Consider the following 20,184-nt stretch of genomic DNA (forward strand, 5'->3'; position numbering starts at 1 on the left):
CTGTCATTTTTTCACCATAAGGATAAACCGTAATTTTTAAATACGCACAAATATCTTAATTTTTGACCATATGGAAGCGCCTCCGAAGGCAAAGTTTATCCATAACGCAGAAGTTTTCCCGCTTTATCCTTTTCGGGACTATTCTTCTTTCAATATTTCGTCAAACCAGCGATACAACTCCCCTTTGGTTATTACCCCGCCTTTTTCTATGAGTTCAAACTTATCACGGTTTTTATCATCAGAATATGCCTTGGCCGCAGTTACAATTTCTACCATATCGGTCATAAAATGCTTCTTGAACCAGCCAAAGCCCTCTTCGGTCGTAAGGTCAATATCCGGGTTGAGTATTCGTATACCGATGAGTTTCATCTCTTTTTCGGTCAGGTAAAAGAGGTGCATCTGCCGGGCCGATATGTTCTCAAGATATGTTACCTTTCTGAGTACACCTTCCCAGATCAGGTCACTGAACACATCGAGTTCCTCTTCCGCAGTTTCGGGTTTTTCCCGTTTTAATTTCTCCCACTCTTCAGCAGTGATGGATTGTGTAGCCAGAAAATTGATAAATTCCCGGTGCAATTCTTCCAGTTGTTCTTTTGTAAGTCGCCTGTATTTCATATTTACCTCATTAACCTTATCTCAATAAAAAACCGTTTTTGCCCGGACCGGGCAAAAACGGTGCAAATTTCACAATTTTCGTTCAGAATTAAAAGCTGTAACGCAAACCAAATTGTATCTGCCATCTCGATTGCAGATCACTGAGATACACAAAGGTATTGGTCTGGTCCGGATTAAAAGTGTACACCGGGGTATTATTTTCGTCTACCACAACCCCGATCGGCTGCGTATTGGTCACCGTCTGTACCAGTCCCCAATCGGAATTTATAAAGTTGCCCAGGTTCAGGATATCTACACTAAACTGAACGGTATTCACCTTATCTTCGGATACTTTAATATTATAATCCTGTAAAAATTTAAAATCCCATCGCCCCCTCCAGGGCGCTATGGCTCCGTACCTCTCTGCATATTGTCCCCTGCGACTCTTTAAATAATCGTCCTGACTGATGTAATTTTCCAGGGCCTCGGCCTGTCCCGGGCCTGTAAAATTCATTGCATTGATCTCCGAAGCGGTAGGTACATAGATAAGGTCGTTCATGACCGAGCCGTCATTGTTAATATCGCCTCCGTAAGTATAGCTGAAACGACCTCCCTGTGCATATTCAAAAAAAGTGGAAATCGTGGTGGCCCATTTGTCATTGCCGTATTTCCACTGTTTGGAAGCTATGCCCACAAAGCGATGCTTGTCCCCGTACTTGGAATGTGCAAGTACATCATCATTGACGTTGTTCAGGGCGGGGTTAAAGGTAAAGGCATCTCCGGTGATCTCGGCTTCAATGGAATTTACGTCCCTGGAATCCATATAATTATACGCCAGGCTGGTATAAAGACCATGGTCAAAATTCTTCTGCAGGCGAAGCGAGGCATTAAAAACCCGTCCCTTATCCGAATTTGTGAGCACATAGGCCGCGTATTCTCCTTTGTCTGCGGTTCCGTAGATCATCCTTGGGTCTACACCATTCAGAGTGGCCGTAGGTGTTTTCAGTCCCCAGTTTTGCACGTGTACGGCATTAATGTCCTTGGTATAGGCAAGATCGGCCGTGACGATCAGTCCGTTCTCAAACCTGTAATCCATACCCAGGCTGCTCCTCCAAACCTGCGGAAATTTGAAATCGGGGTCGACGATCTGATAGAAAAACTGGTCCACCCCGCTTACCTGGTTTCCGATCCAGACAAAGGGAAGCCGCCCGGTAAAAACGCCTGTTCCTCCCCGTAGCTGCAGGGAATTATCGTCGTTCACGTCCCAGTTAAACCCGAGCCGGGGCGACCATAACAGGTTGTCATTCGGCATTTTTGTGGAATCGAAAAAGACCTCTTCGCCTGTATCGGGATCGAAATAGGGTGTAGAAGGATCGTAAAACTGGCCGTTATCGGTATCTATATATTTTTGTACGAGCTCTGATGTATTAAAGTACAAGGGCTTATCGACACGAACGCCATAAGTGAGTTTAAAGTCTTCCGTAATGTTCCATTCGTCCTGAAGGTAAAAGGCCAGTTGCCCCACATTGACCTCTGAAAGGTTCCATCCGCCGTCATTACCGTCACCTGCCGCGTTTTTTGTTTCAAAGGTGGCAATGGCATTATCAAATGCTTCCTGATAATCGGCAGCGTTAAAATCGTTAATGTCCACACTGCCAAAAATATCAAAGCCGTATCCCGTAAGGTTAAAGGAATTCTTGAACATAAATTTTTCAAAAGAAATCCCTGCGGTATAGGTGTGGTCCCCTCTAAAATAATTGAGATTATTTGTGGCCTGGAACACCTTCTGGTCCAGTTTGTTGTTTATCGAAAAAGGTTCGTGCCCCGCAATGATATAGGGCGAACCGTCCTTGGTGATATTGATCACCGGTGCCGGTGTGGAAAACGGGTCCCTGAAATCATTGAAATGGGTATACCCCACCTGTAATTTGTTGGTGATATTGTCGGTGAAATTGGAGTTCAGTTCTATCAGAAAGGACTGGATCTCATTGTTTATCCGGTATCCGGAGTTCCTGAACTGCAGTGTTGTGGCATCCGGTCCTCTCCTGCTTATGGCCGTAGGGTGTGCGGGCTTTTCCTTGGAAGCGTCGAGAAAATTGTAAATAAAGGCCAGGCGGTTCTTGTCGTTTATGTTCCAGTCAAGCTTGAAGATCCCTTTTACGGATTCGGTTTCGTGTATATACCCTTCGTAGGGACCCGTTTCATATCCCAGTGTTGCCAGGTCATCCGATACGGATATGAGGTCACTTTCCAGTACGCGCGACTCATTGATGGCCCCGGTACCCCGGTTGGCCACCCAGGCCGATCCCAGGTCTTCCCGCTGGTCCCTTTCAAAATTGGCAAAGAAGAACAATTTGTTTTTTACTATCGGCCCGCCTATACTCGCTCCGTATTGTGCCTGGGTAAGTTTGGGCACAAAGATCTCTTCGCCTTTTACTTTACTCCCGGTGAGGTCCTGGTTTCGGTAAAACCCGTAAACAGTGCCGTGAAATTCATTGGTTCCGCTTTTGGTCACTGCATTGACAGAAGCTCCCGTAAAACCCGATTGGGTAACATCATAAGGTGCGGTGGCCACCTGTATCTGGTCAATGGCATCCAGCGAAATAGGCTGGGCATCGGTCTGTCCGCCCGGTGTGGCCGCATCCAGTCCGTAAGGATTGTTAAATATGGAACCGTCCAGCGAAAAATTATTGTACTGGTCGTTCCTTCCCCCGAACGATCCTCCGCTGGCCGAAGGTTCCATCCGGGTAAAGTCCTGGGCAGACCGGGTTATGGTCGGCAAGCGGGTCAGTTCCCGTCTTCCCACATTGGTTTCAGCACCTGTCCTTCCGCTGCCAAAAACTCCCGACCTGCTTCCGGTAATGACCACTTCTTCGAGTTGCTGGCTGTCTTCGATCAATACAACATCAACTGTAATGGTCTTTCCCAGCTCCAGATAAACATCCGTATATTCCCGGGTCTGGAAACCGATATACGAAACAGTAACCGTATATGGCCCGCCAACCCTCATATTGAGCAGGTTAAAACGACCGTCAAAATTCGTGGCACCTCCGTAGGTAGTCCCCGTAGGCGTATGGACGGCTACTACATTGGCCCCCGGCAAAGGCTCATTGCTGCTATCCGTAACCAGACCTTTCATATTGGCCGTGGTTACCTGGGCACATATGTTACTTGTAAACAAAAACACCAAAATAGTTAATAAAACACCTGTCTTTTTCATAAAATATTGAGTTAGTTGCAAAACAAATATTAATTTTAACAGACAAGATACAATAAAAAAAGCCGCTTAATAAGCGGCCTTTAAGATTTTATTAACGTTGCGTGTTAACTATTTCGCTTCTGCAACAACCTCAAATGGCAGATCGACGATAACCTCTCTGTGCAGTCGGATAACAGCATTGTATTTTCCGGTTCGTTTTACACTTCCACCGTTAATACTGATGTATTTCCTTTCAATACTTTGCCCTTCTTTTTCCAGTGCCTCTGCAAGGTTGATCGTAGTAACAGAACCGAAGAGTTTGTCTCCGCTCCCTGTTTTTGCAGTGATCTTGATTTCCAGTTGGTTCAGGGCCTCTGCGGTCTTCTTGGCATCTTCAATGACCTTTTGCTCCTTGAATGCCCTTTGCTTCAGGGTTTCTGCCAGTACTTTCTTGGCAGATGGTGTTGCCAGTACGGCAAACCCTTGCGGAATCAAGTAATTACGTCCGTAACCGTTTTTTACGGTTACCAAATCATCCTTGAATCCTAAATTATCTACGTCTTTTCTTAATATTAATTCCATTGTCTGCCCTTTTTTATTTTAACAAATCAGCTACATAAGGCATTAAAGCCAGGTGACGGGCTCTTTTAACGGCCACAGACACTTTTCTCTGGTACTTTAACGATGTCCCCGTAAGTCTTCTGGGTAATATCTTACCTTGTTCGTTTACAAATTTAAGCAGGAAATCCGGGTCTTTATAGTCGATATATTTTATTCCGGACTTTTTAAAACGGCAGTATTTCTTAGCCTTGGTGGTCTCAATATTCAGAGGAGTAAGATATCTTATTTCCCCGTCTTTTTTACCTTTGGCCTGTTGTTCGATAGATGACATAATTTCTTAAGCTTTTTGGTTCAACTTCTTCCTTCGTTTCTCTGCCCAGGCAACAGCGTGCTTGTCCAGTTTTACGGTTAAGTAACGCATAACCCTTTCATCCCTTCTGAATTCGGTTTCATAAGGACTGAGAACTTCCCCGGGTGCCTTGAATTCAAACAGGTGATAAAAGCCGCTTTTTTTGTGTTGAATGGGATAGGCGAGTTTTTTAAGCCCCCAATCTTCTTTGGATACAAATTCCGCCCCCCTGGAGATTAAGAAATCCTCGAACTTCTTAACTGCTTCCTTTACCTGGGTCTCAGATAAAACGGGATTTAGAATGAAAACAGTTTCGTAATGATTCATAATTAACTTTTTTATTTTAAGGCTGCAAAAATACTGTTTTATAGCTTAACAACAAAAAATACGTACACATTATTTCTGCCGGTGGTCTTTTTTATTTCTTTTTTCCGCCACAAAATTGGTGGATGTAAAAAATTTCAGTAAAATTGTTTATTATTTTGTCTTATCCTAAAATACCCCGGGATGAAATATTAAAGACAGGGTTCCCCAATCAGTACCCGGAAATGGATTTTTCTCTAAAAATAACAAGGAACTTAACCAAAAGGCAATAGTAAGCAATGAAGATGAATTGCATAATTGTAGATGATTCCAACATTCAGCGAATGGCAGTGGCTAAGCTTATCAACAACAACAATTCCCTCGAACTTGTCGCTGAATACGGAAATGCTATTGAAGCTAAAAACGGGTTAAAGCTAAAAAAAATAGACCTTATTTTCCTCGATATAGAAATGCCTATCATCACGGGGTTTGACCTCCTGGAGTCCCTGCAGGACCCGCCACAGGTCATCCTTATCACCGGTAAGGCTGAATATGCCCTGAAAGCTTTTGATTATGATGTTACCGATTACCTCCACAAACCCATTTCTTCGGAACGTTTTGAAATGGCGGTTAAGCGGGCACTGGAAAAACACAAGCTGAAAACGGCTGCCAAAGAAGACGACGATTATATCTTTGTAAAGAGCAATCTGAAGAAACACAAGGTTTTCCTCAATGAGATCAAATGGATCGAAGCACTCGGCGATTATGTAAAACTGCTTACCGACGAAGAGAGTATTATAGTGCTTTCTACCATGAAATCTTTTGAACAGGAACTTCCCGAAGACCGGTTTATGCGGATACACAAATCTTTCATTATAAACCTGGACAAGGTAGACCGGTACAACAGCCGTATCGTTGAAGTGAGTGGCACCAAACTTCCGCTCAGCAGGAACCGCAAGGCCAGACTGGCGGAATTGCTCGGCAAATAACCGGTTCCCGTATGCTGCCGTTCTGTCGTTAATACGTATCCACATCAAAGGCCACCCGGATACTCCGGTAAAGCGCTATGGCACTGAAGCTTTTGTGAATGCGCCCTATCCCTTCCTTCACCGCCTTCAGGTTTTGTCCCGGCGGGATTTTGATCAGAACGTCCTTGATATACCGGTTCCTTATTCTCCCCACGGCAGGTGATTCCGGCCCCAGGATATATTCTCTTTTCCAGTTCGCAGTACTGAAGTAATTGCGCAGGGCACCGGTATACCATTCGGCACCTTCCCGTACCGTATTGTAATTTTTGTGCCGGAAAGAGATCTTTATCAGCCTGTAAAACGGAGGATAACGAAACTGCTTTCTGTCGTTCAACTGGTCGGTGAGCATATCTCCGTATCTGTTCATGGAGGCCTGTTGTAATATCTGGTGATAGGGATTATAGGTTTGTATAATCACCCTCCCCCGCTTTTCCGTCCTCCCCGCACGTCCGGCCACCTGCAATATCAACTGGAAACTCCTTTCAAAGGCCCGGAAATCGGGATAATTGAGTAAACTGTCGGCATTCATGATCCCCACCAGGCTTACATTCCGGAAATCCAGCCCCTTGGTGAGCATTTGTGTACCGACGAGTATATCCGTTTCCTGTTGTTCAAACGCAGTAATGATCTTTTCATACCCGTATTTTCCGCGGGTGGTATCAGAATCCATCCTCCCTGTCCGTGCTTCAGGGAAAAGTGATTTCAATTCCTCTTCCACCTGCTCCGTACCGAAGCCCCTGGTGTCCAGTTCACTGCTGCCACAGGCCACACAACTCAACGGCAAGGCCATGTGGTAACCGCAATAATGGCAGCGCAACTGCTTCCGGGTCTGGTGATAGGTGAGGCTGACATCACAACTGGGACATTGCGGACTGTGCCCGCAGGTATTGCATTCCATAACCGGGGCATAGCCTCTCCTGTTCTGGAAAAGGATGACCTGCTCCCCTTCGGCAAGAGAGGCTTCGATCTCTTCGATCAAACGGTCGGAAAAATGGCCTTTCATCCTTTTCTTTTTCCGTTTGTCCTTGATATCCACCAGTTCCATTTCCGGCAGCAATACATTGCCGTACCTTCGCTTCAGCCCTACCAGTCCGTACTTTCCCGCCTTGGCATTATAACTGCTCTCTACACTCGGGGTTGCAGAACCCAATAGTATTTTGGCTTCGTGAAACCGCCCCAGCACTACCGCAACATCGCGGGCGTGATATCTCGGAGCGGGATCAAACTGTTTAAAAGAGGCTTCGTGTTCCTCATCCACAATAATCAGTCCCAGGTCAGAAAAAGGCAGGAATACCGAAGACCGTGCACCGAGTACGATCTGTGTCCTCGACGATCCCTGCAGCATATTGTTCCACACTTCTACCCTTTCATTATTGGAATATTTGGAATGATAGACACTCACTTTTTCACCAAAATAATTTTGCAGGCGATAAATGAGCTGCGAGGTAAGTGCAATTTCAGGCAACAGATAGAGCACCTGTTGCCCCCGGGCAAGGACCTCTTCCATGAGTTTTACATAGATTTCGGTTTTTCCCGATGATGTAATGCCGTATAACAGCGTAACATCCCTGGCCCGGAAATGCTCCCTGATCCCGCCAAGTGCCTTTGTCTGGAATTCGTTCAGTTCCTTGGTGTCGCTTACCGGTTTGCCGGAATATCCCACCCTGTCCGTCTGTATATGATAGTCTTCAAGAATCTCTTTTTCCAGCAGGCTGTTGATCACGGCGGGCGAAGCCCCTGTCTTTTCCTGCAGGTCTTTTAGTTTTACCGGTTTTATAGTACCGGCAGAGAGTGAAAAAAGGGACAGCAATACTTCCCGCTGTTTCGGGGCCCTGTTCAGTGTATCCAGTAATTCCCGCAAAGCTTCTTCCGAATCGTAAGCCGGTGCCACACGTATAAACCGCACCAGTTTGGGGCGGTATTGCTCGTGTATCTCTTCCTTTACCCGGATCACATCTTTTTCCAGCAAGCGCTTTAATACGGGCAGGACATTTTTTTTATCCAGGATTGCGGCAATTTCGGTGACTTTGAGTATCGGCTGGTGCTGCAAAGCTTCGTAAACCAGCCATTCATCATCTTTCAGAGTTATTTCGGCCTCCCGGAATTTCTCATTTTTAAATACGATCGTCTCACTTTCCAGCAGCAACACTCCGGGTACCGCGGCGCGGAACACTTCTCCCGGGGCACACATGTAATAAGAAGCCATCCAGAACCACAGTTGCAACTGCTGTTCCGTAACCACCGGGGTTTCGTCCAGTATCTGGTGTATTTCCTTGGCTTCGTAAACCTGTGGCGGATTCCGGTGCAATTTGTACGCCAGTGCAGTATATATCTTTGATTTTCCGAACGGTACGGCAATCCGCATTCCGGGCTTTATGAACCCGAATTCCCTTTCGGAAATGCTGTACGTAAATAGCTTTTCTACAGGTATGGGCAGAATAACGTCTACAAAATACTGTTGTTGCATGAAACAAAGATAAGGAAGACTGTCTTTTCCGAATGTTTAAGGCCGATCGAATCAGCAGACAGTTTTTTCACAATTATCGTTATCGTTACCTGTTCGTGTTATCTCATTTCCGGATTATCGCATTAACCTATCCTCTTTTATTTCACCCGAAACCAGTTTTGCGTACGATAGAAAAAGGCCACATACCCCCGTACATTCAGTTTGTTCGGATCATCCTCGTCCACCCAGAGCTTACAGCGATATTCTTTTCCCTTGTTCGGGTCCAGGATGCTCCCTCCCGAATATTCCTCTCCGTCCTTTTCCATATCCTCGATGATCACCATTCCCAGAATGGGCTTGTCCTTTTTAGCGCCCTTACACTTGTCGCATGCGGCATCCTGCCTGTCCTTGTTCAGTATTTTCACTACTTTCCCGAACACCTTTCCGTCTTCCCGGTATATTTCCACTATCGATTTTTCCCGTCCGGTTTCATCATCAATGGTTTTCCACTTGCCGAAAATATCCTGGGCGGTTGCCGACAATGTACCCAGCAATAAAAAAATACTACACAATTTTACGATCTGTCTCATCTTAACTGTTTTTTGTGATTACAGAAATAAATATATTAAAATTTTCGCTTCAGGCTACGAAGAGAAGCATTCAGTTCAAAACCGAGAAGCAGGATATTGGAGTTAAGCCATATATACAACATCAATATTAACAGGGCTCCTATGGAACCGTATAATTCGTTGTACTGCGAAAAATTTTTGATATATATTCCAAAAAAATAGGATGTCAGCACGAACAGTATGGTGGTCAACAAGGCACCGGGAGAAAAAAAACGGGTGTCCCTGCCCTCGGCGGTACCGAAATAATAGAGAATGGCGGTAAAAAGATAAGCTATAAAGACAAAGAAGAGGTATTTACCTATATTGATCCAGAGTTCCACATTTTCTATATACCCCTTCCCGCTCAGTTCGTCAATGATATCGGTCTGGAAAAAAACAAAAGCCGCGACGGACAATAGCAGCAACAGTGCCATGATAACCGCCACTCCCAAAGCGATAAAGTATTGCCGGATAACGTTCCTGCTTATCTTCACGTGGTAAGAGGTCTCGAATCCGCCGAAAACGGCATTGATCCCGTTGGTCATTAAAAAAATGGAGAGTATAAATACCGAAGACAGCAGGCTCCCCCTTTTCTTGCTGGCGATATCGCTAAAAATATCGCCGAAATAAGGAGCCGTTTCCGGAGGCAGCAACCCGTCTATAAACTGCAGGAACTCACCTTCCTGTACAGGCATATACGGAATGAGATTGAGCACAAAGAGCAGAAACGGAAAAATAGCCATAAAAAAACTGAAAGAAATGGCACTCGCCCGGTATGTTAATGCCCCCTTCACTATGCCCAGCACATACATTTCGAGCAGGTCGTAAACCGAAAGCCCTTCAAACGCCCTCAGTTTGATCTTTTTGAAAAATGCGACAAGAAGGTTAATTACCGGAATTTTAGCAAGTTTTTCTTCAATTTCTATAGACATATAAGTTAAAATTAGCCACCGTGCAGTGGGTTTTTCGGTTTCCGGAGCAGATCAGGTGAACATCAGCCATTGACTGCTTTCAGGCTCAGGTCCATATTGTATACGGAATGTGTAAGGGCACCGGAAGAAATATAATCCACTCCGCATTCGGCATATTTTCTGATGGTACTTTCGTTAATTCCTCCCGAAGATTCCGTCTGGCATTTGCCTGCAATTCGCTTTACCGCCGTTGTCGTATCCGTAAAGTTAAAATTGTCCAGCAAAATGCGGTATACCCCGTCACATTGCAGGATTTCCTCTACTTCCTCAAGGTTCCTGGCTTCCACAATAATTTTCAGGTCCTTCCCTCTTTCTTCGAGGTATTTCCGGGTTTTGGCAATGGCACTGGTAATTCCCCCGGAAAAGTCAATATGGTTGTCCTTGAGCATGATCATGTCATAAAGTGCAAACCTGTGATTTTGTCCGCCGCCTATTTTCACAGCCCATTTTTCCAGTGCCCTTATTCCGGGAGTGGTTTTCCGGGTATCCAGTATCCCGGCCCCGGTACCTTCGAGGAGTTTTACGTATTTCTGCGTTTTGGTGGCTATGGCACTCATGCGTTGCATGGCATTAAGCACCAGCCGTTCGGCCTTGAGAATAGATTGAGAGCTCCCTTCCACATAAAAGACAATATCGCCCTGTTCCACCTGCTGTCCGTCTTCGATCAATACTTCAATACCGAGACTTTCGTCTACATGGTTAAAAACTTTCCGGGCAAACTCCACCCCGGCAATAATGCCCCGGTCTTTTACCAAAAGCTTTGCCTTGCCTTGTGCCGATACCGGGATACAGGCCAGTGAGCTGTGATCGCCGTCCCCCACATCCTCCCGGACGGCATTGACAATAATCAGGTCGATCTCACGGTCAAATTGTTCTTTTGTGATCATATTTTGACGGTTTTGTCGCTAAAATACTAAGAAACTGTTTAAATTTTAAAACAAGGCCCATACAATGTATTCCTGAACCTTACTATCAACCGTGCTCCGACGATCCTTCAACCCACGGTATACCCGATTCTATCCTTGCTATATAAAGATAATACATATCGTTTACATATAACTGTCAAATGCAGTTCATATATAAATTTATCTACTCACACCCATTGACGCATCATCAAATCACCGAATTATCAAATTTCCGGAAAAATACTTGCGTCTTATAATTCATGAGACTTATTTTGTCCTTATGAACATAAAACTCCTCGTCATAGGCAAGACCGACAATGCCGCACTGCAATCGCTCATACAGGATTATGAAAAGCGACTGGGCTTTTACATCCGGTTCAACATGGAAATTATCCCGGACATCAAAAATGCCAAAAAACTGAATGAAGCCCTGCAAAAGGAAAAGGAAGGCGAACTCCTGCTCAAGAAAATACAACCGGCGGATGTCCTGATCCTGCTGGATGAAAAGGGCAGGGAATACACTTCGGTCGGTTTTTCGGAATTCCTTCAGAAAAAGATGAACTCCGGCATAAAACAACTGGTTTTTGCGATTGGCGGTCCCTATGGCTTTTCCGAAGCGGTTTACAAACAGGCCGGGGGAAAATTATCGCTCTCCCCGATGACATTTTCACACCAGATGATCCGCCTCTTCTTTACCGAGCAACTCTACCGGGCCTTTACCATACTCAACAACGAACCCTATCATCACAGGTGAGCGTAGTCAGAAGTACGAAGTCGGAAGTGGTTTTTCTTTTTTAATTCCTTAATACATCTTATAATGAAACTGGTTTTTGCCACACACAACAGGAACAAATTACACGAAGTACAGGCGCTCCTGCCTGACTACATCACACTACTGAGTCTGGACGATATAGGCTGTACCGAAGATATTCCCGAAACCTCGGATACCATTGAAGGGAACGCCCTGCAAAAAGCGGATTATGTACGGGAAAAATACGGCTATGATTGTTTTGCAGACGATACGGGACTTGAAGCGGATGCCCTGAACGGAGCCCCGGGAGTATATTCGGCCCGGTATGCCGGCGAAGCAAAAAACGCGGCGGACAACATCGAAAAACTGCTGTACGAACTCCGCGATGAAAATAACAGGACAGCCCGGTTTAAAACTGTGATAGCGCTACACCTGAACGGAAAGCAGATTTTTTTTGAGGGTATTGTGGAAGGCAGCATTACCAGACAAAAATCGGGTAACGGCGGGTTCGGATATGATCCGGTATTCCTCCCGAAAGGTTACAAAAAGACGTTTGCCGAACTTCCTCTTGAGGTAAAAAACACCATTGGGCATCGCGGAAAAGCCGTAAAACAGTTGATCGACTACCTGGAGAACCCGGACCGGAGTTAAAACACCCCGATGATCCCCACACTTCCGGGACCCAGATTCAGGTTCCACGACACTTTTTTATTCTTCCTGCGGTAGGGCGATTCGTATTTCGTATCGAGATAACGGTCTATCGCCTCAACCGTGGCTATGCTCAACGCAATACTCAGGGTAACATCGGTGAGCCAGTGTGCCCCTTCCCAAAGTCGCGAAACGGGCGGGATGAGACCTACGGTATAAATTCCCGCCCTTGCCCAGGGATTGTTTACCAGTTTGGCCAGGGCATAGGCATTGGTAAAGGATAGTATGGCATGCCCCGAAGGAAAAGAATGGTAATCCGCATCATTGGGAAAGGGTTTGAAGGTATCGCTGGATTTCCCCGTTCTCGGCCGTGCACGCCCCACCATTAACTTGCTTACCTGTTGCAGGAACCCGGCGGCACTTGCCGAAGCGATGAGCAGTACCCCCGTCCTTCGCCATTTTTCATTTTTAGTGAACAGTCCTGTGAGGTACACCGCCCCCGTAAGCATATAGTTGTTTTGCGGACTGCCGTAATACCAGCCGTAATCGCGTATTCCCTTCGGGATATCATCGCGCTGCCGCATAAAGAAATCGCTGGTCTCCTCATCGGCGAGATAAAGCAGGCCCGTGCCGGCCATCACCCCGCCAAAGGTGAGCCAGTCGTCCCCTTCCCAGTGAAAAGGGCGACTGTATGCATGTGCTATCCCGCCAAACATATTGGCACCGTCATATTTAAACAGCTGCCAGAGGGTCTGTTCATCTTTTGATTTTTCCTGTTCCTGTCCACGGCACACTATGGAAAATACCACAATGCAAATCAGTGTGATTCTCCGTAAAAACAAAGCAAAAGCTCCGGGCATCTTTTCAAAATTTTATTGCAGTTCGTGAAGTCCTTTTTCAAGGACCGCAAGATACAATAAAAGAGATTACGAGGCAGCAGCCGGAATATGTTAAACTTTGCAACAACCAGTACTTCAAGGCATTCAATTTTTACCGGAATTAAAAAAAGAAACCTTGCCCCCCGGATTTTTCAGGGTAAGCACATCGCTGATATCTCCCATTATTTCGTCCACAAGTCCGTAGCTTTTAGCTTCCGGGGCACTCATAAACTTGTCACGTAAAAAGAGCTCCTCGACCTCTTCCCGGGTATGTCCCGTATTATTTCCTATAATATGAAATAACTGGGCCTGAATACGCTCCTGCTCGTGTGTGGCTATGCGTACATCCTCGGTATAACCTTTTGCTCCGCCACTGGCGGGATGCATGTGTACCGTGGCATGGGAAAGTGCGTAGCGTTTCCCCTTCACTCCCGAAGTGAGGAGCGCTGTAGCCATACTTCCCGTAAACCCGACGGCTACCGTAGAGACCGGGGCAGACATCATTTTAATGGTGTCGTAAATGGCCATTCCGGCATAAACACTGCCGCCCGGACTGTGGATATACAGGTTGACCTGCTTTTTAGGGTCCTGACTGTTGAGGTAAAGCAACTGCGCTACCACCAGATTGGCCACCGGGGCGTCGATGGGCGACCCTAAAAACACAATGCGTTCTTTCAGTAACAGGCTGTAAATATCATAGGCCCGTTCTCCACGGTCACGACTGTCGATGACCATGGGAATTACACTGGATAAAATTTCCATATTGTCAGATTATAAGATGTTTGATTTCAGTTATGAGATATCAGACTTCAGTGGTCTTCTATTTTTCCCGGCGGCGGAAGATACGCCGTATTTTGTTCCGGAAACCCCGGTGTTGTTCTTCATGAAAAATCCGGTGATGTACCGATGCTATTTCTGCTTTCAGCTTCTTCCTCCCGTAAGCCTTCACATAACCGTAAACCTGCTTCTGGGCGGTGAGTTTTTGTCTGAGGTCTTCATTCAGGTACAGCTTTACGTCGGTTACAAGAGCCTCCCCATCGGTTTCCCTGTGAAAAATACGATCTTCCAGTTGTTTGGTTTCAAGCAGTGAAATCCTCATAATGCAATGATTTTTCTTTTACCTTGTCCCTCACCTTTTCCAGGCACTTGTACTTCTGCACGGTGGCCGAACGCACGCTGCCGAACCCAAAACGTTCCGCCATTTCCTGCATATTGAGTTTATCGTAGTAAAAAGCTTTCAGCATATTCATACACCTCCGGCCCGTTTGTTCCAGGACGTCCAGAATATTTTCCCGGGCAGAAAGCGTCATGTGGTCGTCTGCATAATCTCCGGGAAAAATATCCTGTTGCCCGGTTATTTTCTGAAATTTGCCGCCATCCCGGTACATCCCGTACCAGAGTTTTTTGGCCATTCCCATCAGGTATGCCTTTTCGTTTCGCACCGGTGAAGCCTGTTGTTCAGTTATTTTTTCATAATAGATCACCAGGCATTCCTGGAAAATATCCCTGGCATTTTCCAATGTCCCTCCCCGTCTTTCTATATAAGCAGCCACATCGGGGAAAAAAGACATGTACAGGTCCAGGAAAAACTTTTCCCGGTCTCGATATGTTTTCAGGTTGTACATCATGGCTCGGAATATAAATGTTTTATAAGTATGTGTCCGTTTCGGTATTAATATCACCTGCAAAAAGCATATTTTTTTTGTTCGTACGAGGTTTTTGCCCTTTGCAGATGGCCTCTCTAAAGTATAAAAAACACTTTTTTCATCCTAACATTATCTGTCACAATTAATTCCGCAACAGCCGGTTAAAGCAAATAATTGGCAAATTATAACAATTAACCGCGAATAAAGAGTACCTTTGCCCCTTATTTTAATTTATATATGAACAAATTCGAAAAATTAGGACTGAACGAGCAGCTTTTAATGGCTATTGAAGATATGGGTTTTGAAACACCCTCAGAGGTGCAGGAAAAAGCTATACCGGTCCTCCTCGCCAATGATACCGATATGGTATCCCTGGCACAAACAGGAACGGGAAAGACCGCAGCTTTCGGTTTCCCGCTCATCCAGAAGATCAATGCAAACGACAAAACCACACAGGGATTGATCCTTTCCCCTACAAGGGAATTGTGCTTACAAATTACCAATGAACTGAAAAACTATGCCAAATATGTCAAAGGCCTCCGCGTCGTAGCCATTTACGGCGGCGCCAGTATTACCGAACAGGCCAGGGATGTAAAGCGGGGAGCACAGATCATAGTGGCTACTCCGGGAAGAATGCAGGATATGATAAACCGGCGTATGGTGGATATCACCGAAATCGAGTACTGTGTTCTGGATGAAGCAGACGAAATGCTAAACATGGGATTCTACGAAGATATTTCCTCCATCCTTTCGCATACCCCGAAAGAAAAGAACACCTGGCTCTTCTCGGCCACCATGCCCAGAGAAGTGGCGACCATCGCCAAGAAATTCATGCACAGCCCCGAAGAAATCACCGTTGGCACCAAAAATTCGGGAACAGATACGGTACAGCACGAATACTATCTTGTAAACGGAAGGGAACGCTACCTGGCGCTGAAGCGCCTGGCCGATGCCAATCCGGATATATTTTCGGTAATATTCTGCCGTACCAAAAGGGATACACAAAATGTAGCCGAAAAGCTTATCGAAGATGGCTACAATGCTGCGGCCCTTCACGGCGACCTGAGCCAGAACCAGAGGGATATGGTAATGAAAGCCTTCCGGACCAGGCAGATACAGATGCTTGTGGCCACTGACGTAGCCGCAAGGGGAATCGATGTCGATGACATTACCCATGTTATCAACTATCAACTTCCGGACGAAATAGAGATCTATAATCACCGCAGCGGACGAACCGGACGTGCCGGAAAATCCGGGATATCCATAGTGATCGTTGCCAAAAGTGAACTGCGAAAGATAAAAGCCATTGAAAAGGTCTTAAAAAAACAGTTCGAAGCCAAAAAGATCCCGAGCAGTATGGAGATCTGTGAAATACAGCTCTACCACCTGGCCAGTAAAATTAAAAACACGGAGATCAATGAAGAGGTGAACCACTATCTCCCGGCCATCAACGATGTACTCCGTGATATAGACCGCGAAGAGCTCATCAAGAAAATGGTCTCGGTGGAATTCGGCAGGTTCTTCAACTATTACAAAAATGCCAAGGACCTGAACGTAAATGCCACAGGACGCGATAAAGCTCCCGCTGTTGATGATATTCCGGGAGAAGGTGATGTTCGCTATTTTATCAACGTCGGCGAAAGGGACGGTTATGACTGGAAATCCCTGAAGGACTTTTTACGTGATACCGTCGATCTTGACAGGGACGATATCTTTAAAGTGGATGTCAAGGAAAGCTTTTCCTTTTTCAATACGAATGCCGCGCACACTGAAATCATTCTTCAGACCTTTACCGATTTCAAGAAGGACGGCCGTTTTGTGAATATCGAAATTTCCAAGAATCCCGGCGGAAGCCATAAAGGACGGGGCCGAAAACGCAACGGTAACAAGTTTTCCGGGCCCAATAAAGGTTTTGGTAAAAAAGGGAGAAAAGGCAGAAGACGATAAATAGCTTCCGCGCTTTTGTAAAGGCTTTTGCAAAAGCTATGCAAAATATACGAAAAACAGCACTTTAACTCATATTATCGCAAGCCCTTGTCGCACAGCATACAGGGAGACCTTAACGGTAAAAGAGCTGTTAATTGTATATTAAAAAAACAGGGAAAGGCCCCTTTTTTTCATTTTGGTTTAGTATTTTTAGCCTCCGGAGCAACCCCAGCGGAAAGGGCTTTGATCAGACAGGGATTCACGAATATGGCAGGACTGTATCCCTTTCTGTGCCCCCGGGAAAAATAAAATGACTAGTGAAAAAGACAATTCCATTTATACTCACCCTATTCTTTACGATTTTATGCTTTTCGCAGGAAGCGGAAAGAGTTAAGGGCGTGGTATTCAATACCAGTACGGACAGGGTAATGGACAATGTGCATGTGGTAAACCTGAACCAGGTGATCGGTACTGTTTCCAATTCCAACGGGGAATTCCAGATAACCGCCAGGGCAAACGACACCCTGTACTTTTCATTCCTCGGGTTTAAGTCAATAAAGATCAGGGTCACCAATGACATGCTTAAATTTGAAGGTACCAGGATAGGGATGACAGAGCTTGCCTATGCCCTGGAAGAAGTGGTGATAAGACCTTACAAACTCACAGGTTACCTGGAGATCGATGCCAAGAACATTCCCATAAACAATGCCGGGCGGTACAGTATCTCCGGACTGCCCAAAGGTTATGAAGCGGGAAGCGCCAATCCCGGGGCCATTTCAAAAGTCATGGGAGCCATCTTCAACCCTGTCGATTTCCTGCACAATATATTCGGCAAGAAACCCCGGGAAATGCGCAAGCTCCGAAAAATGAAGGAAGACGATGAAATACGCAACCTCCTCGCCTCGAAATTCGACCGGGAAACCCTGAGTGAACTCCTGCAGATCGATCGCGTGGACATTGACGAAATATTGCGGAACTGTAACTATTCCAAGGATTTTATCCGTACCGCAAACGACCTTCAGATCCTGGATGCCATTCACGATTGTTACGAAGAATACAAAGTGCTTAACCGTGTGGATAACAGGTAAATCCCGGAAAACCTACTTTTCCGTACCGGCATAATACCGCCTGAGTATTTCCTCAACGCTTTTTATCGATTTCCGCGACCAGTCCATCCGTTTTTCAAGCATCTCCTCTTCCGAAAGCTGCCAGGGGATTCCCGATTTTTTCAGTTTTCCCGTCAGGGTATGCAGGATAATGGCAGCCGAAACCGAAATATTCAGGCTTTCCGTAAACCCGGCCATCGGTATTTTTAAAAAACCGTCGGCCTGATCCATAACATCATCGGAGAGCCCGTCTTTCTCAGTACCAAAGAACAACGCCGACCTTTGCGATACATCAAATTCATCCACAAAACAGGAATCGTTGTGGGGAGTGGTCGCTATGATCCGGTAACCCTGCCTTCTGAGTTCCTTTATACAGTCATCGGTGGAAGCATGCCTGTGAACATCAACCCATTTCTGTGCACCCATGGCTATATTCTTATCCAGCCTGTTACCGAAACGTTCCTCTATGATGTGCGCCTCCTGAATACCGAAAACATCACAGCTGCGTATTACCGCACTGGTATTGTGCACCTGGAATACATCCTGTATGGCCACGGTAAAATGTTTGGTACGCCGCGACAATACGTCTGCAAACTTTTGTCTCCGTTCTTCGGTCAAAAAACGCTCCAGGTATTCTAACAATGCTGTATCTGCCATCGGTCTTTACGATTTACGACTTCCGGTTTCCCCGGAATGTCCCGGCCGGTGCTCCGTAACTTTTTAAATATATCACTTTTAATCCGGCACAATTTACATTATTTTAGACTAAAATTTAAACCCTTATGCTTTTTCGGTAACGGTATAAAACACACGCCTTTTGTGCGTAAACCCCGAAAAAACTACCGGAACCCGATATTAAAAAACGTTACAATGAAAAAAATTGTTGTTTTAACAGGTGCGGGAATCAGTGCGGAAAGCGGGATCAACACCTTCAGGGATGCCGACGGACTCTGGGAAGGCCACGATGTCATGGAAGTGGCCTCACCGGAAGGTTTCCGGAAAAATCCGGCCCTGGTACTCGATTTTTACAACAAACGGAGACGCCGGCTTTTTGAAGTGGAGCCCAATACCGCCCATTATGCACTGGCAGACCTGCAATCCGAATATGAAGTGACCGTTGTTACCCAGAATGTAGACAACCTTCACGAACGTGCGGGCAGTAAAAATGTGGTCCACCTGCACGGCGAACTGCTGAAGGCCCGGAGTACTTTTGACGAAGCCCTTATCTACGACTGGAAAAAAGATATCCGCATGGGCGATTTCTGCGAACACCACCACCAGTTAAGACCCCATATTGTCTGGTTCGGTGAAGCCGTTCCCATGATGGATAAGGCGATTGAAGAGGTAAGCCGGGCCCATATCCTGATGGTTGTGGGCACTTCCATGCAGGTATATCCCGCCGCCGGACTGGTCCACTACACGAAGAAAAACGTCCCCCTCTATTTTATCGACCCGAAACCCAATATTACAGAAGACAGCGTTCCCAACCTCACAATTATTTCCGAAAAAGCAACAACCGGCGTTCCCAAAGCCATCTCGTTACTCAAAAATTCAAAATAACTTGCAAAACAACATCTACGACAAACTCCACTACGTAAATGCCCTGCGGAAACACCGGAAAGCACTTTCCGATGAAATTCTCAATACCCCTGCCCTGTTCCCGGACCTGCTGGAAGCCTGTTTCGTTAAAGATGAAAAGATCTCGGCCAAAGCCTGCTGGGTACTGGAATTCGTTTGCAAGGAAAAACCGGAGTGGATACTTCCGTACGCAGATACCTTTGTCGGTAATATCTGTAAATTAAAAGCCCACGGCGCCATACGGTCTTCAGGAAAGATTTGCGAGATCCTTTGTGAGCGTTATTTTAGCGAACACCGGAATTCCGTAAAGAATTCCCTTACCGAAGACCATCTCCGGAAGATCACGGAAACCTGTTTCGACTGGCTTATCGGGGATGAAAAGGTGGCTGTGAAAGCGTACGCCATGCATTCGCTTTTTCTGCTCGGAAAGAAATTTCAATGGATATACCCCGAACTCCGTCTGGTACTCGAACAGGGGTACAATGAACACTCTGCGGCATACCGCGCCAGGGCAAAACATATCCTCGACCGGATCGGGAAAAGAAAACAATACGGGGAATAACTCGGTTCACCGGCAACCCAATATCTCAAATTTACTTAAATTCGCAACATAAACCTTTTTGATTACAGGTTAAGAACAATTTAAGTTTTGAAGTTCGTAAGGTTAAAATTCCAAATGAATCCTTT

21 protein-coding genes are annotated in these 20,184 nt (G+C 45.8%); 7 read left to right on the forward strand and 14 right to left on the reverse strand.

Going from position 1 to position 20,184, the window contains the following annotated elements; translation table 11 throughout:
- Positions 1-138: 138 nt before the first annotated feature.
- The 5 genes from LS482_RS00300 to rpsF form a co-directional block, all read right to left on the reverse strand.
- Entirely contained in the window at positions 139-615 is a 477-nt protein-coding gene (locus LS482_RS00300; protein WP_233029741.1) for a DUF6495 family protein, read from the reverse strand.
- 88 nt (positions 616-703) lie between these two features.
- Complete coding sequence (locus LS482_RS00305; RefSeq protein ID WP_233029742.1) at positions 704-3,814, reverse strand: TonB-dependent receptor; 3,111 nt, start codon at positions 3,812-3,814, stop codon at positions 704-706.
- A 108-nt stretch (positions 3,815-3,922) separates the two neighbouring features.
- Positions 3,923-4,375, reverse strand: coding sequence for a 50S ribosomal protein L9 (gene rplI / locus LS482_RS00310; protein ID WP_233029743.1), 453 nt, complete (start codon positions 4,373-4,375; stop codon positions 3,923-3,925).
- A gap of 13 nt (positions 4,376-4,388) precedes the next feature.
- On the reverse strand, positions 4,389-4,688 hold the full coding sequence (rpsR, locus tag LS482_RS00315; protein ID WP_233031870.1) for a 30S ribosomal protein S18: 300 nt from the start codon (positions 4,686-4,688) through the stop codon (positions 4,389-4,391).
- A 3-nt stretch (positions 4,689-4,691) separates the two neighbouring features.
- Positions 4,692-5,030, reverse strand: a complete 339-nt coding sequence (gene rpsF / locus LS482_RS00320; RefSeq protein WP_233029744.1) for a 30S ribosomal protein S6 — start codon at positions 5,028-5,030, stop codon at positions 4,692-4,694.
- A 275-nt stretch (positions 5,031-5,305) separates the two neighbouring features.
- Between rpsF and LS482_RS00325 the strand changes: the two genes are divergently transcribed.
- On the forward strand, positions 5,306-5,995 hold the full coding sequence (locus LS482_RS00325; protein WP_233029745.1) for a LytR/AlgR family response regulator transcription factor: 690 nt from the start codon (positions 5,306-5,308) through the stop codon (positions 5,993-5,995).
- 28 nt (positions 5,996-6,023) lie between these two features.
- On the opposite strand, the gene priA is transcribed toward LS482_RS00325, so the two are convergent.
- From priA to nadC, 4 genes are all read right to left on the reverse strand, one after another.
- A complete protein-coding gene (gene priA / locus LS482_RS00330) occupies positions 6,024-8,501 on the reverse strand; it encodes a replication restart helicase PriA (RefSeq protein WP_233029746.1) in 2,478 nt (825 codons plus the stop codon).
- A 137-nt stretch (positions 8,502-8,638) separates the two neighbouring features.
- Positions 8,639-9,070: a DUF2147 domain-containing protein gene (locus LS482_RS00335; RefSeq protein WP_233029747.1), complete on the reverse strand. Its 432-nt coding sequence runs from the start codon at positions 9,068-9,070 to the stop codon at positions 8,639-8,641.
- 35 nt (positions 9,071-9,105) lie between these two features.
- Complete coding sequence (locus tag LS482_RS00340) at positions 9,106-10,020, reverse strand: YihY/virulence factor BrkB family protein (RefSeq protein WP_233029748.1); 915 nt, start codon at positions 10,018-10,020, stop codon at positions 9,106-9,108.
- Between the two features lie 62 nt (positions 10,021-10,082).
- Positions 10,083-10,946 (reverse strand): carboxylating nicotinate-nucleotide diphosphorylase, encoded by an 864-nt coding sequence (gene nadC, locus LS482_RS00345; RefSeq protein ID WP_233029749.1) that lies wholly within the window; start codon positions 10,944-10,946, stop codon positions 10,083-10,085.
- 298 nt (positions 10,947-11,244) lie between these two features.
- On the opposite strand from nadC, the gene rlmH reads away from it, so the two are divergent.
- Positions 11,245-11,718, forward strand: a complete 474-nt coding sequence (gene rlmH, locus LS482_RS00350) for a 23S rRNA (pseudouridine(1915)-N(3))-methyltransferase RlmH (protein ID WP_233029750.1) — start codon at positions 11,245-11,247, stop codon at positions 11,716-11,718.
- A 63-nt stretch (positions 11,719-11,781) separates the two neighbouring features.
- Positions 11,782-12,366 carry a non-canonical purine NTP diphosphatase gene (locus LS482_RS00355; RefSeq protein WP_233029751.1) on the forward strand — a complete coding sequence of 195 codons (585 nt, stop codon included), beginning with the start codon at positions 11,782-11,784 and terminating at the stop codon, positions 12,364-12,366.
- On the opposite strand, the gene LS482_RS00360 is transcribed toward LS482_RS00355, so the two are convergent.
- From LS482_RS00360 to LS482_RS00375, 4 genes are all read right to left on the reverse strand, one after another.
- The gene (locus tag LS482_RS00360; RefSeq protein WP_233029752.1) at positions 12,363-13,223 is read right to left on the reverse strand and encodes a phosphatase PAP2 family protein; all 861 of its coding nucleotides are present in this window, start codon (positions 13,221-13,223) and stop codon (positions 12,363-12,365) included. The two genes, LS482_RS00355 and LS482_RS00360, sit on opposite strands and share 4 nt — an antisense overlap.
- 123 nt (positions 13,224-13,346) lie before the next feature.
- Positions 13,347-14,003 (reverse strand): ClpP family protease, encoded by a 657-nt coding sequence (locus tag LS482_RS00365; RefSeq protein WP_233029753.1) that lies wholly within the window; start codon positions 14,001-14,003, stop codon positions 13,347-13,349.
- A gap of 58 nt (positions 14,004-14,061) precedes the next feature.
- Positions 14,062-14,340 carry a hypothetical protein gene (locus tag LS482_RS00370; RefSeq protein WP_233029754.1) on the reverse strand — a complete coding sequence of 93 codons (279 nt, stop codon included), beginning with the start codon at positions 14,338-14,340 and terminating at the stop codon, positions 14,062-14,064.
- Complete coding sequence (locus tag LS482_RS00375) at positions 14,321-14,869, reverse strand: RNA polymerase sigma factor (RefSeq protein ID WP_233029755.1); 549 nt, start codon at positions 14,867-14,869, stop codon at positions 14,321-14,323. The genes LS482_RS00370 and LS482_RS00375 overlap by 20 nt, the downstream gene beginning before the upstream one ends.
- A 255-nt stretch (positions 14,870-15,124) precedes the next feature.
- Between LS482_RS00375 and LS482_RS00380 the strand changes: the two genes are divergently transcribed.
- Together LS482_RS00380 and LS482_RS00385 are read left to right on the forward strand one after the other, a co-directional pair.
- Positions 15,125-16,834, forward strand: a complete 1,710-nt coding sequence (locus tag LS482_RS00380) for a DEAD/DEAH box helicase (RefSeq protein WP_233029756.1) — start codon at positions 15,125-15,127, stop codon at positions 16,832-16,834.
- Between the two features lie 296 nt (positions 16,835-17,130).
- On the forward strand, positions 17,131-17,901 hold the full coding sequence (locus LS482_RS00385; protein WP_233029757.1) for a carboxypeptidase-like regulatory domain-containing protein: 771 nt from the start codon (positions 17,131-17,133) through the stop codon (positions 17,899-17,901).
- Positions 17,902-17,913: 12 nt separating this feature from the next.
- Here the strand turns inward: LS482_RS00385 and LS482_RS00390 are convergent, their stop codons facing one another.
- The gene (locus LS482_RS00390) at positions 17,914-18,576 is read right to left on the reverse strand and encodes a TrmH family RNA methyltransferase (protein ID WP_233029758.1); all 663 of its coding nucleotides are present in this window, start codon (positions 18,574-18,576) and stop codon (positions 17,914-17,916) included.
- A gap of 213 nt (positions 18,577-18,789) precedes the next feature.
- Here LS482_RS00390 and LS482_RS00395 point away from each other — a divergent pair, with 213 nt between their 5' ends.
- The gene (locus tag LS482_RS00395; RefSeq protein ID WP_233029759.1) at positions 18,790-19,479 is read left to right on the forward strand and encodes an SIR2 family NAD-dependent protein deacylase; all 690 of its coding nucleotides are present in this window, start codon (positions 18,790-18,792) and stop codon (positions 19,477-19,479) included.
- Between the two features lies 1 nt (position 19,480).
- On the forward strand, positions 19,481-20,059 hold the full coding sequence (locus tag LS482_RS00400; RefSeq protein WP_233029760.1) for a HEAT-like fold family protein: 579 nt from the start codon (positions 19,481-19,483) through the stop codon (positions 20,057-20,059).
- Positions 20,060-20,184: the final 125 nt, after the last annotated feature.

The organism is Sinomicrobium kalidii (assembly GCF_021183825.1).
GTDB lineage: Bacteria > Bacteroidota > Bacteroidia > Flavobacteriales > Flavobacteriaceae > Sinomicrobium > Sinomicrobium kalidii.

Bases quoted from the DNA above. Each gene is read 5' to 3' on its own strand.
- LS482_RS00300 (WP_233029741.1), bottom strand. From the start codon at position 615: ATGAAATACAGGCGACTTACAAAAGAACAACTGGAAGAATTGCACCGG.
- LS482_RS00370 (WP_233029754.1), bottom strand. From the start codon at position 14,340: ATGAGGATTTCACTGCTTGAAACCAAACAACTGGAAGATCGTATTTTT.
- LS482_RS00305 (WP_233029742.1), bottom strand. From the start codon at position 3,814: ATGAAAAAGACAGGTGTTTTATTAACTATTTTGGTGTTTTTGTTTACA.
- LS482_RS00335 (WP_233029747.1), bottom strand. From the start codon at position 9,070: ATGAGACAGATCGTAAAATTGTGTAGTATTTTTTTATTGCTGGGTACA.
- LS482_RS00325 (WP_233029745.1), top strand. From the start codon at position 5,306: ATGAAGATGAATTGCATAATTGTAGATGATTCCAACATTCAGCGAATG.
- rlmH (WP_233029750.1), top strand. From the start codon at position 11,245: ATGAACATAAAACTCCTCGTCATAGGCAAGACCGACAATGCCGCACTG.
- LS482_RS00355 (WP_233029751.1), top strand. From the start codon at position 11,782: ATGAAACTGGTTTTTGCCACACACAACAGGAACAAATTACACGAAGTA.
- priA (WP_233029746.1), bottom strand. From the start codon at position 8,501: ATGCAACAACAGTATTTTGTAGACGTTATTCTGCCCATACCTGTAGAA.
- LS482_RS00390 (WP_233029758.1), bottom strand. From the start codon at position 18,576: ATGGCAGATACAGCATTGTTAGAATACCTGGAGCGTTTTTTGACCGAA.
- rpsF (WP_233029744.1), bottom strand. From the start codon at position 5,030: ATGAATCATTACGAAACTGTTTTCATTCTAAATCCCGTTTTATCTGAG.
- LS482_RS00360 (WP_233029752.1), bottom strand. From the start codon at position 13,223: ATGCCCGGAGCTTTTGCTTTGTTTTTACGGAGAATCACACTGATTTGC.
- LS482_RS00375 (WP_233029755.1), bottom strand. From the start codon at position 14,869: ATGATGTACAACCTGAAAACATATCGAGACCGGGAAAAGTTTTTCCTG.
- rplI (WP_233029743.1), bottom strand. From the start codon at position 4,375: ATGGAATTAATATTAAGAAAAGACGTAGATAATTTAGGATTCAAGGAT.
- nadC (WP_233029749.1), bottom strand. From the start codon at position 10,946: ATGATCACAAAAGAACAATTTGACCGTGAGATCGACCTGATTATTGTC.
- LS482_RS00380 (WP_233029756.1), top strand. From the start codon at position 15,125: ATGAACAAATTCGAAAAATTAGGACTGAACGAGCAGCTTTTAATGGCT.
- LS482_RS00340 (WP_233029748.1), bottom strand. From the start codon at position 10,020: ATGTCTATAGAAATTGAAGAAAAACTTGCTAAAATTCCGGTAATTAAC.
- LS482_RS00395 (WP_233029759.1), top strand. From the start codon at position 18,790: ATGAAAAAAATTGTTGTTTTAACAGGTGCGGGAATCAGTGCGGAAAGC.
- LS482_RS00365 (WP_233029753.1), bottom strand. From the start codon at position 14,003: ATGGAAATTTTATCCAGTGTAATTCCCATGGTCATCGACAGTCGTGAC.